The organism is Caulobacter sp. DMC95, from assembly GCF_056313785.1.
Map to the genome: position 1 here is coordinate 100,266 of NZ_JBQUZP010000006.1, position 15,467 is coordinate 115,732.

Genomic DNA, 15,467 nt, shown 5'->3' on the forward strand with positions numbered 1-15,467 from the left:
CGCGAGAAGGAGACCCGCATGAGCCCCTACTTGGCGCTGCCCCGTTCGATCAACACCGGCAAGCGCAAGGTGCTCAAGGCGGACCTGCTGGGGGGCGCTCAGGACACGGGTTTCAAGTCCGCCAAGACCTATCTCGCCAGCGGCAACTTGGTGCTGTGGGGCGACCATGAAGGTGGCGCGGTCCTGGAGCGCGCGTTGGAGGATGCGTTGGAGGCGCGGATCGGCCTACGGACGGATTTCATGGTGAGATCGCCCGCCGAACTGAGGGCGATCATCGACGGCAATCCCTTCATGGCCGAAGCCCTCGACCATCCAAGCCATGTGATCGTCAACTTCCTCAAGTCGCCGTTGCCTGATGGGGATGAGACTGTCTTGAGGGCGGCGATCACCGGTCCGGAACGTTTCACGGTCGGGGCCTGCGAACTCTATCTGGATTTCCCGATCAGCATGGCCGACTCGGTGTTGGATCGTGACTGGAAGAAAACCAAGCGTTCGCCCGTTGGGACCACGCGCAACTGGAATACGGTGATGGCCCTGGCCGGGATGATGGACGCGTGAGTCAGGTCTTCGACGGATCCGACTGGACCCACCACGGCAAGGTCCGTGCGCGCGAGGCGGGCGGCGAACTGACCCTCGTGGTCGACGGCCTCACCACCCAAGGCAAGTACTACAAGCCGCTGATCTACGAGTTCTTCCGCAAGTCCTGGCGCGGTTCGCGTCCGGCCTGGGGCGAGTTCAGCGTCGAGATCGGCATGGAATATGTCGGCGAGCCGCCGTGGATGGATCTCGACAATCTGGCCAAGGCGCTGCTGGACGCGATCAAGGGCTATGCCTTCCACGATGACGCCCAGGTCGCGCGGTTGCTGGTCGAGCGACGGCCGGGCGATCGCGAACGGATCGTCATCCAGGTGCGGAAGCTGAACTCAAGCCTTATGCGGCGCACGCTCGAAGATTGACGCGGCCACGGCCACGTAGAGCACCACCAGGAAGGCGCCGTAGCGACCTACGCTGACCGGATCCGTGGTCGGCATCACCTCGGCGTAGCGCGACACCACCAGGGCGCCAGCTACGAGGCCCGGTGTGGAAAACATCAGCATAGGAAACAAGCGGCGGCGGCGCGGCGTGTGCGTCAGCCGCGCCACCGCCTGGAAGGCGAACGTTACGGCGGCTGCAGCCGCGAACGCGTTCAGTGCGTAGAACCAGAAGGCGCTTTCGAGAACTCCCCCGCCGAAAGCTGCGTAAAACAGGGTAGCCGCCGACCAGGCCGCTAGTCCTGTTCCCCCAAACGCCAGACCGTCCAGTTTTGACACGTCGCGTCTCCTTTCTCGTCTCCCCGAACGCTGATCTGCAAGGTCGGCGCCGGGGGCGAAGGAGACTTGGGCGATGTCAGCTCATCCAGGGCAGCAGGTAGCCCCAAAGGCCCAGCAACAGGCTGAGGAAAGCGAGGAGTAAGGCGGTGAACGTGAAGGCGACCTTGCGGGCTTCGTTCCAGCTATCGACCCGCCGACCGCCGCGCCAGACCATGGGCAGCAAGCCCAGGGTGAGAACCCCAAGCGCGGCCGCCACAAGCGCGCAGGCCGAGCCGCTGAGCAGCCAACCGCTGGGCCAGCCGAAGAAGACGGTGGTCTGGTCTGCGGCCTTGACCGCGAACACGCCCATGCAGCAGGCCGAGATCAGCCAAAGCACGGCCTGCATGACCTGCATCTGGCCCGCTCGGGCCTGGATCGGCGTCTGTCGCGCCTCACGTCGATTGCGGAACAGCGCTCCAAGGATCGTCACCACGCAGGCCAGGCCTGCGATCGTCACCGTCCAGGACAGCAGCGACGCCGATCGCAGGAAGCCGATCCGCTCATAGGTCGCGAAGCCTCGGGCGGCGTAGAAGCGTGATGGACGGTCGCCGTTCGTGTCGAAGACCAGGGTCAGCGGGCCGTCCACGGCCTTGAACACGCCGGGGCGGCTCGTCCCGTTGAACAGCGTGGTGAAACCGCCGTCGGTCACCGAAAGCCTGCCGTCCGCTGTGGCGCGAACCTGGGCGCGACCGATCATTCGGTTGGTGAAGCCTTCCAGTCCGCTGTAGGCGCGCCGAGTGGTCAAATAGTCGCCTTCGAACGCCTTGGCCTCCTGATAGCTTAGAGCGCTGCCGGCGGGCACGGGCGAGGCCGGGGCGTAGAAGCGCTCGACGATGGTCGAGGGCAGGGTGGCTGGCAGATTGGCGCCACTGTCGGTGTTGACCGAGACGAAGATCCCAAGACCAAGCTCGGGCACGATCACGAGGTTCGAGTGGAAGTACAGCGTCGCGCCCTGATGCCCGAAGCCTCGACGGCCGCCGGGTAGCGGGACGTCTTGGAACCCGGCGTTCCAGCCTGCGGCGTCAGGCGAAGGGCGATACATCGGCGTCCGGAACGCTTGGGCGGTCCTCGCGGAGAAGATGGTTCTCCCATCGATCGTGCCGCCATTCAGCAGCAGCGTCATGTATCGCGCCATATCGCTGGCGGTGCTGGAAGCGGAGGCTGCGGGAGCGACTTGGCCCATGAACTCGCGCGGTTGGGTCTTCCAGCCCATGGCGGTCCAGGAGAAAGCGTCGGAGAGATCTGCGGCCAGGGTCTCGGCCATGGGCGCCGGCAGGTCGTCGCGCCAGGGACGGGCCTCCCGGAAGGTGGTGCGCGTGAGGCCGGCGGGGATGATGATCTCCTCGCTCACCAGTTGCTCGAACGGCTTGCCTGTGACGTTGGAGACCGCAGCGCCCGCCAGAGCGGCGCCATAGTTGGAATAGCTTGGCAGAAGGCCGGGCTCTCGTACGCGGCGAGGCCTTTCCTGGCGCAGATAGTCGGCGAGCGTCCGCACGCGGTTGGGGTCACGCTCGAAGAGCTGACCCAAGGCGCGATCCTCGAAGCCGGACGTGTGGGTCATCAGGTCGCGCAACCGCACCTGCGTCTTCTTACCTTGGTCCTTCACCTGCAGCGCTTCGGGCAGATACAGATTGACCGGGCCGTCTAGGCGCATGCGGCCGGCCTCGATCTCGTTCATGAGGGTGATCCAGGTGAACGTCTTCGAGATCGAGGCGACCCGGAACAGGGTCCTGTCTGGATCAACCCGTTTGCGCTGACCAAGATTGGCGAAGCCGTAGCCCTTCTTGAGCACGACTTGCCCGTTCTGAACCACAGACAGGGTGACGCCGGCGATGTGGTCGCGGGTCATGGCGCGTTGCACGACCCCGTCGACGAAGGCCTCTAGCTCGGGACGGGGCAGAGGCGCGATCCCGGGCGGTGGCGGCGTCGGGGCCGGCGCGGTGGCGGCGGCGATCGGCGTCGGGCGCGACGCGGTCGTCGAAGTGACTGCAACGGCGCGCTGCGGGCGCGCGCGTCTCTGGCGCAGGCTGGAGTAAGGACGGACGGAGGTTTCCTGCTGCGCCGTCGCTGGCGCCGTCGCCGGCGCGCTCACCGCGGTGTCCTGGGCCCATGCCTTCGATCCGGTGATGGACCAAAGGGCGAGCATGGCCGCCATGAAGGCGGCTGCGGGCGAAACGCGCGACGTCAACGATGTCCCCTGGGTGAAGCGGAAAACTTCTAGGGTTTGTGTACCGCGCTCCTCGCCAGGGTCAAACCCGAACGCCCCATCACGGCGCCTTTGTTGACGCTCGTTCGAAGGCGTAAAGCGGCAGCAGGGGGCGTAGCGCCGGACCAACCCAGATCTGAGGTTCGGAGGCGGGTTCTGCGCCTGTCTCTTTTTCCTTGTGCGCCACGCAGGCCTTGAGGCCTGCGCCCAGGGCGGCGAAGTCCCGGGCGCTGGGCGCAGCGGACAGGAAGCAGTCGTCGAAGAACGGATACTTGTCGCTCTCGCCACAGCCGAACGACGCCCGATCAGGGCGCGCCGCGGTCAGGATCAGTCGGTCCGGCTTCTGTAGCGGCGGAATGAAGACGCCCGAAAAACAGGCTGAAATCACCACCACGCTAGGGCGCGCGGGGCAGGCGTCGTTCAGCATCGCCGCCAGCAGGTGAGGGCGCAGCAACTGCTTGCCGAGAATCACGCCCTCGGGACTGCCATGCGTGCTGATGTAGAAGAGGCAGCCGGCCTTGGCGGTTTCTGCCTTGCTGCGGAGCGCGTCATAGATCGTCCGAGCTTCAGATCGGCTGGGCGCCTCGGATGGATAGCGCTCGGGGCGGACGGAGAACTGCTGGATCGCCGCGCTGTCGAAGCCCATGTCGACCAGGGTCTTGGTCACGTCGCGACGCGCATTGTCGAAGGCTTCGGTGGGGCCGCCCGAATGCGCCTGAAAGTCGCCCGCGATGACGACCGCGCTCCAGTTGGAAAACGGCCCGTCAGCGAACGCCGCCGTGGCGGGCGAGAAGAGCAAAACCAGAAGTCCTATGACCGCCGCCGCTCTCCGCATCGCGCCTACGTCTTCTTGAAGTTCGCGAAGGGGGTCGGGATCGCCGTGCCGGTAGACTTGGCGAGCAGCCGCCCTTCGGCGTCGTAGAGTTCGCCTTCCATGAAGCAGATGGTGCGTCCCCACTTCACCACCCGGCCGATCCCGCGCAGCGGCCCCGGCATGGCGGGGCGCAGGAAGCTGGTCTTCATCTCCAGGGTCGGAACCACATGGGTCATGCCTGACGTGACCATCCCGGCCACCGACATGCACTCGTCCAGCATGGCGCAGACATAGCCGCCCTGGATCTGACCCATCGGGTTGCAGAGCAGGTCGGCGCGGGCGGTAAAGCCGACCTCGACCTCCCGCGCGGCCTGGCGGACGGCCAGCATCTCGAAGCCCAGTGTCTGGGAGCCGGTCGGCTGTCGCTTGGACGCACGGAAGCGCTCGAGGATCGCCTCGTCCGTCAGGGTTTCCGGCGCGTCCGAGGCGATATCGCTCATTTTTTGCGGAACTGGTCGAGGGAGACGATCTTGGGGCCTTCTTCGCTCGACGCGGCGCTCGTGGCCTTGTCCTCGGGTTCGGGATCCGGCTCGGGCTCGTCCTCGACCACTTCCGGCGCCGAGAACTGCAGGGCGAACTGAACCGAAGGATCATAGAAGCGGGTCAAGGCCGCGTAGGGTACCGAAAGGCGCTTGGGCTGGCCGCCGAACTTCAGGGTGACCGAGAAGAAGGTCTCGCCCGGCGCCAAGTCCCAATACTGGTGCTGCAGGACGATCGTCATCTCGTCCGGATACTTCGACAGCAGGTCCTGGGGCCCGGACACCCCCGGCGCCTTGGTCTTGAAGGTTATGTAGAGGTGGTGAGGCTCGGGCAGGCCGCCCGGCGCGGCGGCCTTTTTGAGAGCCGCCTTGACCACGCCGCGGAGGGCGTCCTGGGCCATGGCCTCGTATTGCATGAGGTCTTCGGGCTGTTCGGTCTGGGACATGCTCGGCGTGAAACTTCGTACTGAAAAACGAGATTCCAAACCTAGCGCGTCGTGGGCCACGCGCAAAGCGGGCGCTTACGGAATCCGCTCGGCGATGTCGGAGTAAGGCGGAGGGATTCTGTTGGCAGGCTCCCCCACTCCATCTCGAAAAGAGGGGAGGAAGCTTCGGCAAGGTCTTGGAAGGTGGAGGGATTCTGTTGGCAGGCTCCCCCATTCCATCTCGAAAAGAGAGGAGGGAGCCTCGGCAAGGTCGTGGAAGGTGGAGGGATTCTGTTGGCAGGCTCCCTCCGGGCCCCGCCTAGGGATCTGAACCCCTAGGACTTAAGAGGCGAATTCACCGGCGCCGCATTACGCAGCGACAGCGAACTCTTCAGCGAAGTTATCGTTCGCATTTAGATAAAGGCCCGAAACGGTGGGCCAAGCCGAGAGAAAGCAGACACCTTTACACGTCTGTCGATGCTGATCGGCCCCATGCAGTCCCATGATAACTTGGGAGAGATTTGGTGGAGCCGCCGGGAATCGCACCCGGGTCCAGTCCGCTTATTACGTGCGCGTTTATCCCCATAGTTCGGCCGAAGCCGGACAATCCCTATATAGGGAGACGGGCGCGGTGAGGGAAGGGCCTGTCCTAAGGTGTCCCCAGGCTGAGGCGTCCGTCGACCAGCTTGCCGCTGATGACCGCGCCATGGTCCTCGAACAGTTTCAGGGTTTCGCCGATCAGGACGTAGGCGCCGGCGAACGCCTCGGCCAGGTCGGCGCGTGTCTCCACGAAACGCCCGTCGGCGCGGAGTTCCAGCGAGACACGACCGTCCGAAGAGGTCCAGACGCCGGATACCGGTTGGTGGGGAACGACGGCGGCGGTCATCACGGGGCGGTCCTCCAGGCTGTGGCCCTTTGGGGCGGCGCGGTGTCGGGGAGCACGGCGGTCGCGGCGGTCAGCGCGGCGGTCCCGCCCAGCAGGGCGGCGACGAACCAGCGCGGAGCCGTCACGCCGCGGCGGGGCGTGTATCGTCTCATCACCAAGCTCTGATTGTGGGGGTCACCGCGTCGAGGCGGAATACGACGACTATGCCTCGCCAGACTTTTCCGACGTAGACCAATGCTCCGGCTTGATTGCACGATGCTCCGGAACGGCGGGTGGTCGCGTGACGGCCACGGCATCAAGGCCTACAGAAGTTCTCATCAAACCAGGGAAAATCTGATGAGCACGCGCGAGACGCTTGCGGCGCTGATTGAACGATTCACGCCGGCGGAAGGCCCGGTCGACACCTGTTGCCCCAGGGTCAATCTGTATCGCCTCAGCCAGCCCAGCGAGCCTTCGCACGGGCTGCATGATCCCTCGTTCTGCGTCTTGGCGCAGGGGCGCAAGCGCGTGGCTGTAGGCGACACGGTGCACGAGTACGACGAGCGCAACTTCTTCCTGTCGTCGATCGACGTGCCGGTCGTCGGTCATGTCGTGGAGGCCTCGCCGGACAAGCCGTATCTGAGCTTCCGTATCGTTCTCGACGCTAACCTGATCAGCGAGATGATGATGGAGGCGGGCTTGGCCGCGCGCTTGGACGCAGCCGCGCCCCTGGTGGGCGGGATGTCGGCGGGCGCGATGACGCCCGCCCTGTTCGACGCCGTCGTCCGCATGGTGCGACTTTTGGAAACGCCCGAAGACGTCGCGGTGATGGCTCCGCTGATCGAGCGGGAGATCCTCTACCGGCTTCTTACAGGACCCCAGGGGCCGCGCCTGGCCCAGATCGCGCGGCGCGACAGCCGTCTGCGGCAAATCAACCGCGCCATCGGCTGGATCAAGCGCAACTTCGACCAGCCGTTCAGTATTGACGTCGTCGCCGAGGAAGCGCGGATGAGCGCCTCAGCTCTGCATCAGCACTTCAAGGCGGTGACCTCGCTGTCGCCGCTGCAGTATCAGAAACAGATCCGCTTGCAGGAGGCGCGACGGTTGATCCTGGTCCAGCGTCTGGACGCGGCGAGCGCTGGTCACGCCGTGGGCTATGACAGCCCGTCCCAGTTCAGCCGGGAGTACGCGCGCCTGTTCGGCGCGCCGCCGCTCAGGGACGTGGCGCGGCTGCGCGAGCAGCCAGAGCCGATGGCGGCGGGCGCCTAAACCGGCGCGCCCTGATTACATCCCTTCAAAGCCCCGCTCGATGGACAGGACGCCCGTACGCGACAGCTCCACCAGGCCCAGGGGGCGCATAAGGTCGAGGAACTTGTCGATCTTGGACGGCGCGCCCGAGATCTCGAACACGAAGCTCTCCAGCGTGGTGTCGACGGGTTTGGCGCGGAAGATCTCGGCGATCCGCAGCGCCTCAAGGCGATCGACGCCCGAGCCGCGCACCTTGACGAGAGCCAGCTCGCGCTCGACGCCGTTGGGGTCGCGGGTGACGTCATGGACGCGTCGGACGTTCACCACCTTGTTCAGCTGGGCCTCGATCTGGTCGAGCACATGGCGGGTGCCGCGCGTCACCACGGTGATGCGGCTGGTGTGCGCCTTGCGGTCGGTCTCGGCGACGGTGAGGCTCTCAATGTTATAGCCCCGCGCGGCGAACAGGCCGACCACGCGGTGCAGGACGCCGGGCTCGTTGTCGACGAGGAGGGCGAAGGTGGCGGACTGTTCGACCTGATCCTTGGGGCTAAGGTCGTATGCCGAGGCGGGGGCGGGTTGGACGTTGGCGGTCATGGATCGCTTCTAAGCCAAAGGGTTGCGAAAGGGCGAGGGGTCTTAGACCAGCCCCGCGCCGTCCTCGCCGATGACGTTGCCGATGTCCTCGACCTCGCCCATGATCATCTCGTTGTGCGCCTTGCCCGACGGGATCATCGGCAGGCAGTTCTCGTGCTTCTCGACGCGGCAGTCGAAGATCACCGGCTTGTCGCTGTTGATCATCTCCAGGATCTTGCCGTCCAACTCGGCGGGATTGTCGCAGCGGATGCCGACCGCGCCGTAGGCTTCGGCCAGCTTCACGAAGTCCGGTAGGCTGTCCGAGTACGAGTGGCTGTAGCGCTCCCCGTGCAGCAGCTGCTGCCACTGGCGGACCATGCCCATCCACTCGTTGTTCAGGATGAAGATCTTGACCGGCAGGTCGAACTGGATCGCCGTCGACAGCTCCTGGATGCACATCTGGATCGAAGCCTCGCCGGCGATGTCGACGACCAGGCTGTTCGGATGCGCCAGTTGCACGCCCAGGGCTGCGGGCAGGCCATAGCCCATGGTGCCGAGACCGCCGGAGGTCATCCAGCGGTTCGGCTGTTCGAAGCGGAAGAACTGCGCGGCCCACATCTGGTGCTGACCGACTTCGGTGGTGATGTAGACATCCTTGTCCTTGGTCAGCTCGTACAGGCGCTCGATGGCGTGCTGCGGCTTGATGACCGAGTCCGAGCGCTTGTAGGCCAGGCACTGGCGAGCGCGCCATTGGTCGATCTGCGCCCACCAGTCCGTCAGAGCGGCCTTGTTGGGCTGGAGGTTGGCGGCCTTCCAGGCGGCGATCAGGTCTTCCAGAACTGAACCGGCGTCGCCGACGATGGGCAGGTCGACGCGGACGTTCTTGTTGATCGACGAGGGGTCGATATCGATGTGGATCTTCTTGCTGCCCGGCGAGAAGGCGTCCAGGCGACCCGTGACGCGGTCGTCAAAGCGTGCGCCGACGCAGATCATCACGTCGCAGTCGTGCATGGCGTTGTTGGCCTCGAACGTGCCGTGCATGCCCAGCATGCCCAGCCACGCCGGATCCGCCGCAGGGAAGGCGCCCAGGCCCATCAGGGTCGAGGTGACCGGCGCGCCGGTCAGGGCGGCGAACTCGCGTAGGGCGGCGCTGGCTTTCGGGCCAGCGTTGATGACGCCGCCGCCGGTGTAGAAGATCGGTCGGCGCGCCTGGGCGATCATCTTGGCGGCCTCGGCGATGCGGCCCGCGTCGCCCTTGATGCGCGGCGCATAGGCGTGGGTCGAGGCCACTTCGGTCGGGCCATAGTACTCGCCCTTGGCGAACTGGACGTCCTTGGGGATGTCGATCAGCACCGGACCCGGACGGCCCGTCGTCGCGATCTTGAAAGCCTCGTGGATGATCTGGGGCAGGTCGCGGACGTCTTTGACCAGGTAGTTGTGCTTGGTGCACGAACGGGTCATGCCGACCGTGTCGGCTTCCTGGAAAGCGTCGGTGCCGATCAGGTGGGTCGGGACCTGACCCGTGATGACGACCATCGGGATCGAGTCCATCAGGGCGTCCATGATGCCGGTGATGGCGTTGGTCGCGCCGGGGCCCGAAGTGACGAGCACGACGCCGGGCTTGCCCGAACTGCGCGCATAGCCCTCGGCCGCGTGCGCCGCGCCCTGCTCATGACGGACCAGAATGTGCTGCAGGCGCGGCTCGTGGAATAGCGCGTCATAGATCGGCAGGACTGCGCCGCCCGGATAGCCGAACAGGACTTCGACGCCCTGGTCCACAAGGCCGCGAACCACGATCTCGGCGCCGGTCATGGCGCGATCGGCGGTGTCGGTCGGAGCTTTGCTCTCGATGGTCTGGTGGGCGGTCATGGGACGATCCGGGTGGAGATGGGGCGGAAGAGGGGGCTGGAAAAGAAAAAAGGTCCCGAAGGACCTTTGCGCGCGCGACCGAGCTACGACGTGACTTCAAGGTCACCCCGCGAACGGCCGCTCCATAAGTACGATCATGGTTTTGCGCACGAGTCTTGCTCCAAAGCTACGGAAAGGGTCATGACATGCGCTAGGTGGAGCGTCAAGGCACCCTTTGCCGCAAGGATGTGCCTTTCGAGGCGGTGTGACCTTACCGGGGTGCGCGGGTCTGAAGGGCAAGTTTCACCCGTCAGGACCGCTGTCGCGAAACGCGGCGACGCTAGCGCCATCGCCGCTGCGATTTTCTCGCTAGAGGGGCTGGGTCTTCAGCGCCTCAAGCAGCAGCTTCAGCGCTGTGTCACGGAAGGTTTCCATGTTGGCGGCGCGATCACCGTGGCCCGTTTCGATCACGAGGCTTAGCGACACTGGACCAGAGACCGCCACGCAACAGTGACCGGCGGCATCGCCATAGGCATTGCCCGATGGTCCCGTAGCGCCGGTCTCGGCCAGACCCCAGGTGGACGCCATGCGCTCGCGCACGGTGCTGGCCATGAACTGGGCGTAGGGTTCGCTGGCAGACCGCATGTCGCCCATCTCGTCCCTGGACACCCCCATCAAGGCGGCGCGGGCCTTGGGCGTGTAGACGATCGCGCCGCCGCGATAATAGGCCGAGGCGCCGTCGACGCTGAGCAGGGCGGCGGAGACCAGGCCGCCGGTGGACGACTCCGACACCGCGATGGTTTCGCCCCGAGCCTTCAAAAGCTTGGCGATCTCTTCGATCAGGGTCACGGCGTGATCCTTTCCCAGTCCGGCGTCTGGTTGCGGAACCAGGTCAGCTGCCGCTTGGCGTAGCGTCTAGTTTCCTGGCGCGCGGCGTCGAGAGCCTGATCCAGCGTCGTCTCTCCCCGCAGATGCGCTGCGAACTCACGATAGCCGACAGCTTTGAGAGCGGGGAGGGCGGGATCAAGGCTCCGCGCTTCCAAGGCTCGGACCTCGTCCAATGCGCCCTGTTCGACCATCACGGCCAGGCGCGCGTCGCAGCGCGCGTAGAGCTCCGCGCGGGGGGGATCGAGGACGACGCCCCGCCAGGCCCCCGGGGCGAGGGCCGGCTTGGTGTCGGTCTGCCAGGCGGTCAGCGACTTGCCGGTGGCGACAGCGACGGCGTGGGCCCGGACCAGACGCTGGCGGTCCCCCGTCTCGATCCGCGCTTCGGCCTCGGGGTCGAGCGGCTTCAAGATCTCGCGGAACTCGGTTTCGCCCCGCGCCGCGTAGAGCAGGCTGGAGATCTCGCGTTGGGTTTCGGGCACCGGCGGCACGTCGGCGAGGCCGTGGGTCAGCGCGCGGAAATAAAGGCCGGTGCCGCCAACGACGATCGCCGGCTTCCCCCGGGCCTCGATCTGGGCCAGCGCCTTCGTCGCCGCCTCCAGCCAGCGTCCGACTGACCATCCGACGGCTGGATCGACGGCCTGAAACAGATGATGCGGCGCCCGCGCGGTCTCCTCGGGCGACGGACCGGCTGTGAGAACGCGCAGGCCCGCATAGATCTGCATGGAGTCGGCGTTAACGATCTCGCCGCCGATCCGCTCGGCCAAATCCAGGGCGTAGGCGGACTTGCCGCTTGCGGTCGGGCCCGCGATCAGCCAGATGCGGGACGCGATGTCCGAGCTCTCCACCATTCCGACCGTCCTCACCGTCGTGGGGGCAAACCCCGACGCTTACGCACAAGCCGTTTCGCGCGTCGAAGCGGCCCTGTCCAGCCGCCGTGAAGGTCTGGGGCCTCTTGCCGCGGACTTCTTTGTCGACGGCGGCGACGTGGAGCCCCTCAAGGCGGCCTTGGCGGATCTGGCCGTGGACTTCGCGATCCAGCCGGCGGCCAACCGCCGCAAGGGCCTGCTGATCGCCGACATGGACTCCACGATCATCAACGTCGAGTGCCTGGACGAGCTGGCCGACTTCGCTGGCGTCAAGGCGCAGGTCTCAGAGATCACCGAGCGCGCGATGCGTGGCGAGCTGGCCTTCGAGGGCGCGCTGCGCGAGCGCGTCGGCATGCTGAAGGGGCTGGACGTTTCGGCGCTGCAGGCCTGCTATGACGAGCGGGTGAAGCTCAATCCCGGCGCCGAGACGTTGGTGCGGACCATGGCTAAGCACGGCGCTCGCTGCGCGCTGGTCTCGGGCGGCTTCACCTTCTTCACCAGCCGCGTCGCCGAAGCGGCGGGCTTCCACCTGAACCGCGCCAACACCTTGATCGAACTGGACGGCGTGCTGACCGGCGCGGTCGGCGATCCGATCCTGGGCAAGGAGGCCAAGCTGGCCGCCCTGCGCGAGGAGACTGCGGCCCTTGGCCTGACGCCCGCCGACGCCCTGGCGGTCGGCGACGGCGCCAACGATCTGGCGATGATCGAGGCGGCGGGCCTGGGCGTGGCCTACCGCGCCAAGCCGATCGTGGCGGCGCAGGCCGACGCCAAGGTCGACCACACTGACCTGACCACCTTGCTCTACTTCCAGGGCTACAAGGCCGAGGAGTTCCACGCGTGAGTTTTCCCCGCCGCGTCGAGGGTGTTGTCTTCGACATGGACGGCCTGCTGCTGGACACCGAGATCGTCTACCGCGCGGCCATGATCGAGGCCGGACAGGTGTTCGGTATTGGCTTCACCGGCGAGATCTATGCGGCGATGGTGGGCAAGACGACGCCGGAATGCGGGGTCATGCTGCGCGAGCTGTTCGGCGAGACCTTCCCGGTTCAAAGCTATTTCGAGCGGGTCTGGGCCGATGTCGAAGACCTGCTGGAGGCCGAGACGCGCCTCAAGGCGGGCGTGATCGAGATCCTCGACTTCCTCGACGACCAGGGCCTGCCGCGTGGTATCGCGACCTCGAACGGCAAGCCCGCGGTCGAACGCTATCTGGGCCGCTTTGACCTATTGCCCCGCTTCAACGCGGTGGTCGCGCACCATGATGTGGTGCGCCACAAGCCCCACCCGGATCCTTACCTGGAGGCCGCCCGCCGCATCGGCGTCGATCCGGCCGCCTGTCTGGCGCTGGAGGACTCCCACCCTGGCGTCCGCGCCGCCCATGCGGCCGGCATGATGACGGTGATGGTGCCCGACATCCTCGATCCGAACGAGGAGATGCACGACAAGTGCGTCCATATCGCCGACAGCCTGCACCACGTGCTGGATCTGCTGAAGGCTTCGGCCTGAAACGGGCTAGGCGCTGAGGCGGCTCTCGGTGTTCACGGGCAGATCGATCGCCCACGCGTCGAGGAATTCGATCAGCTTGTCGACGGCCAGCGGCTTGGCGACGTGATAGCCTTGAGCGAGGTCGCAGCCCATCAGCTGCAGGGCCGCGATGACCTCGCGGGTCTCGACGCCTTCGGCCGTGACCTTCATGCCCAGGCTGTGAGCCAGGTCGACCGTCGACTTCACCAGCAGCGCGTCAGTGCCGCCGGACTCCAGAGCCGTCACGAACATCTTGTCGATCTTCAGTTCGTCGGCGCGGATCTGCTTGAGGTAGGCCAGGGACGAGAGCCCAGAGCCATAGTCGTCGATCGACACGCGGATGTTGGCTTCGGCCAGCCGCGCCAGGACCGCCAGCGCAATGTCAGGATTGCCGATCACGGCGGTCTCGGTGATCTCGAAGCAGATGTTCGCCGCAGCGGCGGCGACCTGCGCGATCGCGTGATCGGCGAAGGCTTGATCGTCGATGAGGCGCCCCGAGACGTTGACCGACATCAGCACCTCGTGACCGGCCGCGCGCAGACGCGCCTGATCCTCGATGGCTTGAGCGAGGACATAGTCGGTCAGGGCGCGGATGTGGCCGGTTTCCTCAGCCATGCCGACGAAGAGATCGGGGCGCAGGAAACCGCGTGTCGGGTGGTTCCAGCGGACCAGCGCTTCGACGCCGGAAATCCGGCCAGAGCGGAGGTCCAGCTTGGGCTGGTGGGCCAGGAAGAGGTCGCCATCGCGAACAGCGTCTAGCATCTCGCTCATCAGCGACAGGTTCGACGCCGGGTCGCCGTAAGCGATGGGGTCGAAGACCATCAGCTTGCGATGGGCCGCACGCGCCTGATCCAGCCCGATCAGGGCGTGTTCGATCAGGCGCGCGGCGTCGACATCGCCGTTCGCCGCAGACGCCAAGCCCAGGGTGATATGGACATCGACCGGCTCGCCGCCGATCTGCAGCGGCGCTTCGAGATCGGGAAGCAGGGCTTCAGCGCGCGCGAGCACGTCCTCGATGTCGCTCGCGGTTGAGATCACGCAGAGGATAGAGGTCGTCAGGCGCCCAACGATCAGACCTGGAACCGTGTCTGCGATGCGCTGGCCAAGTTTGGCCACAAGTTCAGTCGCCAGCTCATAGCCGATCGCCGCCCTAACCTGAGGGAAGCGATCAAAGCCAATCGTCCCAATGACGACCTGCTCGCCGACTGAGAGGCTGATGAGACGCTCCTGTATGGCGCGTTCCAGCGCGCGCCGGTTCGGCAGGCCGGTCTCGGCGTCGTGAAGGGCCTGATGGATCATCTCCGCCTCGCGATCGCGGATCTCCTCGGCCATCAGGTTGAAGCTTTCGGCAAGCCGGCCAATTTCGTCGCGGGTGGTGACTTCGACGGAGACGTCCTCGCCGCGTTGCAAGCGGCGGGCGGCCTCGTCCAGGGCGGTGATCGGTTTGGCCAGGCCCCGTGAAAGCGCCCAGCTCGCGGCGGCGACGAGGGCGGCGCCGATCAGGCCCGCGACGATGACGGCGGCCATCAGGGGGCGATAGGGCGACAGGGCCTTGGCCATGGGATAGCGCAGCACGAGGGCCGCGCCGCGTGTCTGATCCAGCGCGCGGATCGGCTGCACCAAGACCAGGCTGTCCCCATCGGCCCGCAGTCTGGCGGGGGCGCGAGACTTGTCTTGCATCGCCTTTGCAACGAAAGCGGCCAGCGCGCTAGCGGCCGGTGTTTGGTCGGCGGAAACCCAGGCTTGGTCGCGCTGCGTGAACACCTGCGCGTCCAGGCCGATCGCCGAGAGCTTCTCCAGCGCCTTCATCTCGCGCTCGTCCAGCTTTGCGGCGAAGACGACCCAGCCTGTCAGGGTCGGCGACAGGATCGGTGCGGAGATCAGCTGATAGGGCTGGCCGTCGATGGCGAATACGCCCTGTGCGCCGTCCTCGGCGTCCAGCGCGGTCCACAGGGTCTCGAGATCCAGCCGGCTGGGGTCGAGGCCAACCACCTCTCCATCGACGCCGACGGTGAAGGCGAGGTCCAGACCGAGCCGTTGGCGCAGGTTGGTGACGGCAGACTCCACGGTCGCTCGATCATGCGTGGCGACGGCGGCGCGGAAGCCAAAGTCCCTGGAGAGCAGTTCTGCCCCGTCTTGCAGGCGCTGCGTACGGAGAGCCCAGATGCGATCGAAGACCGTTCCGGTGGCCGCAAGCTCCTGGCGAACGGCGCGTTGGGCGTTGCTGGCGATCGCCACATAGACCGTCACCGCAACCACGCTCAGGGCCAGGGCGAAGAGCCCGGCGTAGAGGACGGTCAGTTTGGTCTGGAGGCGCTGGAACAT

General features: G+C 66.1%; 18 protein-coding genes and 1 other RNA gene. 5 read left to right on the top strand and 14 right to left on the bottom strand.

All coding sequences use genetic code 11. From position 1 onward, the window contains the following. Positions 1-18: 18 nt before the first annotated feature. Together ACT53N_RS14860 and ACT53N_RS14865 are read left to right on the top strand one after the other, a co-directional pair. On the top strand, positions 19-558 hold the full coding sequence (locus tag ACT53N_RS14860; protein ID WP_476064616.1) for a DUF1697 domain-containing protein: 540 nt from the start codon (positions 19-21) through the stop codon (positions 556-558). Then, positions 516-956, top strand: coding sequence for a RusA family crossover junction endodeoxyribonuclease (locus ACT53N_RS14865; protein ID WP_476064778.1), 441 nt, complete (start codon positions 516-518; stop codon positions 954-956). Before ACT53N_RS14860 ends, ACT53N_RS14865 begins: the two co-directional genes overlap by 43 nt. Here the strand turns inward: ACT53N_RS14865 and ACT53N_RS14870 are convergent. The 8 genes from ACT53N_RS14870 to ACT53N_RS14905 all read right to left on the bottom strand — a co-directional run bounded on the left by ACT53N_RS14870 (position 924) and on the right by ACT53N_RS14905 (position 6,371). Further along, positions 924-1,310: a hypothetical protein gene (locus tag ACT53N_RS14870; RefSeq protein ID WP_476064617.1), complete on the bottom strand. Its 387-nt coding sequence runs from the start codon at positions 1,308-1,310 to the stop codon at positions 924-926. The genes ACT53N_RS14865 and ACT53N_RS14870 overlap by 33 nt on opposite strands. Positions 1,311-1,386: 76 nt before the next feature. Continuing rightward, a complete protein-coding gene (locus tag ACT53N_RS14875; RefSeq protein WP_476064618.1) occupies positions 1,387-3,537 on the bottom strand; it encodes a serine hydrolase domain-containing protein in 2,151 nt (716 codons plus the stop codon). 79 nt (positions 3,538-3,616) lie between these two features. Continuing rightward, positions 3,617-4,390: a C13 family peptidase gene (locus ACT53N_RS14880; RefSeq protein WP_476064619.1), complete on the bottom strand. Its 774-nt coding sequence runs from the start codon at positions 4,388-4,390 to the stop codon at positions 3,617-3,619. Between the two features lie 5 nt (positions 4,391-4,395). After that, on the bottom strand, positions 4,396-4,869 hold the full coding sequence (locus ACT53N_RS14885; protein WP_476064620.1) for a PaaI family thioesterase: 474 nt from the start codon (positions 4,867-4,869) through the stop codon (positions 4,396-4,398). Continuing rightward, entirely contained in the window at positions 4,866-5,354 is a 489-nt protein-coding gene (locus ACT53N_RS14890; RefSeq protein ID WP_476064621.1) for an SspB family protein, read from the bottom strand. Before ACT53N_RS14890 ends, ACT53N_RS14885 begins: the two co-directional genes overlap by 4 nt. Before the next feature lie 258 nt (positions 5,355-5,612). After that, positions 5,613-5,977, bottom strand: a transfer-messenger RNA (tmRNA) gene (gene ssrA, locus ACT53N_RS14895). A 5-nt stretch (positions 5,978-5,982) separates the two neighbouring features. Beyond that, entirely contained in the window at positions 5,983-6,219 is a 237-nt protein-coding gene (locus tag ACT53N_RS14900; protein ID WP_476064622.1) for an Atu4866 domain-containing protein, read from the bottom strand. Then, entirely contained in the window at positions 6,219-6,371 is a 153-nt protein-coding gene (locus ACT53N_RS14905) for a hypothetical protein (protein ID WP_476064623.1), read from the bottom strand. Before ACT53N_RS14905 ends, ACT53N_RS14900 begins: the two co-directional genes overlap by 1 nt. 184 nt (positions 6,372-6,555) lie before the next feature. Here ACT53N_RS14905 and ACT53N_RS14910 point away from each other — a divergent pair, with 184 nt between their 5' ends. Further along, entirely contained in the window at positions 6,556-7,467 is a 912-nt protein-coding gene (locus ACT53N_RS14910; RefSeq protein WP_476064624.1) for an AraC family transcriptional regulator, read from the top strand. A gap of 15 nt (positions 7,468-7,482) precedes the next feature. On the opposite strand, the gene ilvN is transcribed toward ACT53N_RS14910, so the two are convergent. The 5 genes from ilvN to miaA form a co-directional block, all read right to left on the bottom strand. Then, positions 7,483-8,040, bottom strand: a complete 558-nt coding sequence (gene ilvN / locus ACT53N_RS14915; RefSeq protein ID WP_476064625.1) for an acetolactate synthase small subunit — start codon at positions 8,038-8,040, stop codon at positions 7,483-7,485. Positions 8,041-8,082: 42 nt separating this feature from the next. Then, positions 8,083-9,888: an acetolactate synthase 3 large subunit gene (locus ACT53N_RS14920; protein WP_476064626.1), complete on the bottom strand. Its 1,806-nt coding sequence runs from the start codon at positions 9,886-9,888 to the stop codon at positions 8,083-8,085. A gap of 102 nt (positions 9,889-9,990) precedes the next feature. Beyond that, positions 9,991-10,038: a hypothetical protein gene (locus ACT53N_RS14925; RefSeq protein ID WP_024265762.1), complete on the bottom strand. Its 48-nt coding sequence runs from the start codon at positions 10,036-10,038 to the stop codon at positions 9,991-9,993. Between the two features lie 198 nt (positions 10,039-10,236). Further along, a complete protein-coding gene (locus ACT53N_RS14930) occupies positions 10,237-10,716 on the bottom strand; it encodes a CinA family protein (RefSeq protein ID WP_476064627.1) in 480 nt (159 codons plus the stop codon). Beyond that, the gene (miaA, locus tag ACT53N_RS14935; RefSeq protein ID WP_476064628.1) at positions 10,713-11,603 is read right to left on the bottom strand and encodes a tRNA (adenosine(37)-N6)-dimethylallyltransferase MiaA; all 891 of its coding nucleotides are present in this window, start codon (positions 11,601-11,603) and stop codon (positions 10,713-10,715) included. Before miaA ends, ACT53N_RS14930 begins: the two co-directional genes overlap by 4 nt. Between miaA and serB the strand changes: the two genes are divergently transcribed. Together serB and ACT53N_RS14945 are read left to right on the top strand one after the other, a co-directional pair. Continuing rightward, positions 11,584-12,462 (top strand): phosphoserine phosphatase SerB, encoded by an 879-nt coding sequence (gene serB, locus ACT53N_RS14940; RefSeq protein WP_476064629.1) that lies wholly within the window; start codon positions 11,584-11,586, stop codon positions 12,460-12,462. The genes miaA and serB overlap by 20 nt on opposite strands. Beyond that, complete coding sequence (locus ACT53N_RS14945; protein WP_476064630.1) at positions 12,459-13,124, top strand: HAD family hydrolase; 666 nt, start codon at positions 12,459-12,461, stop codon at positions 13,122-13,124. Before serB ends, ACT53N_RS14945 begins: the two co-directional genes overlap by 4 nt. A 6-nt stretch (positions 13,125-13,130) precedes the next feature. On the opposite strand, the gene ACT53N_RS14950 is transcribed toward ACT53N_RS14945, so the two are convergent. Beyond that, the gene (locus tag ACT53N_RS14950; protein ID WP_476064631.1) at positions 13,131-15,467 is read right to left on the bottom strand and encodes a putative bifunctional diguanylate cyclase/phosphodiesterase; all 2,337 of its coding nucleotides are present in this window, start codon (positions 15,465-15,467) and stop codon (positions 13,131-13,133) included.

Coding starts and splice junctions, on each gene's coding strand:
- ACT53N_RS14860 (WP_476064616.1), top strand. CDS start 19: ATGAGCCCCTACTTGGCGCTGCCCCGTTCGATCAACACCGGCAAGCGC.
- ACT53N_RS14880 (WP_476064619.1), bottom strand. CDS start 4,390: ATGCGGAGAGCGGCGGCGGTCATAGGACTTCTGGTTTTGCTCTTCTCG.
- ACT53N_RS14885 (WP_476064620.1), bottom strand. CDS start 4,869: ATGAGCGATATCGCCTCGGACGCGCCGGAAACCCTGACGGACGAGGCG.
- ACT53N_RS14890 (WP_476064621.1), bottom strand. CDS start 5,354: ATGTCCCAGACCGAACAGCCCGAAGACCTCATGCAATACGAGGCCATG.
- ACT53N_RS14900 (WP_476064622.1), bottom strand. CDS start 6,219: ATGACCGCCGCCGTCGTTCCCCACCAACCGGTATCCGGCGTCTGGACC.
- ACT53N_RS14905 (WP_476064623.1), bottom strand. CDS start 6,371: ATGAGACGATACACGCCCCGCCGCGGCGTGACGGCTCCGCGCTGGTTC.
- ACT53N_RS14910 (WP_476064624.1), top strand. CDS start 6,556: ATGAGCACGCGCGAGACGCTTGCGGCGCTGATTGAACGATTCACGCCG.
- ilvN (WP_476064625.1), bottom strand. CDS start 8,040: ATGACCGCCAACGTCCAACCCGCCCCCGCCTCGGCATACGACCTTAGC.
- ACT53N_RS14920 (WP_476064626.1), bottom strand. CDS start 9,888: ATGACCGCCCACCAGACCATCGAGAGCAAAGCTCCGACCGACACCGCC.
- serB (WP_476064629.1), top strand. CDS start 11,584: ATGTCCGAGCTCTCCACCATTCCGACCGTCCTCACCGTCGTGGGGGCA.
- miaA (WP_476064628.1), bottom strand. CDS start 11,603: ATGGTGGAGAGCTCGGACATCGCGTCCCGCATCTGGCTGATCGCGGGC.
- ACT53N_RS14950 (WP_476064631.1), bottom strand. CDS start 15,467: ATGTTCCAGCGCCTCCAGACCAAACTGACCGTCCTCTACGCCGGGCTC.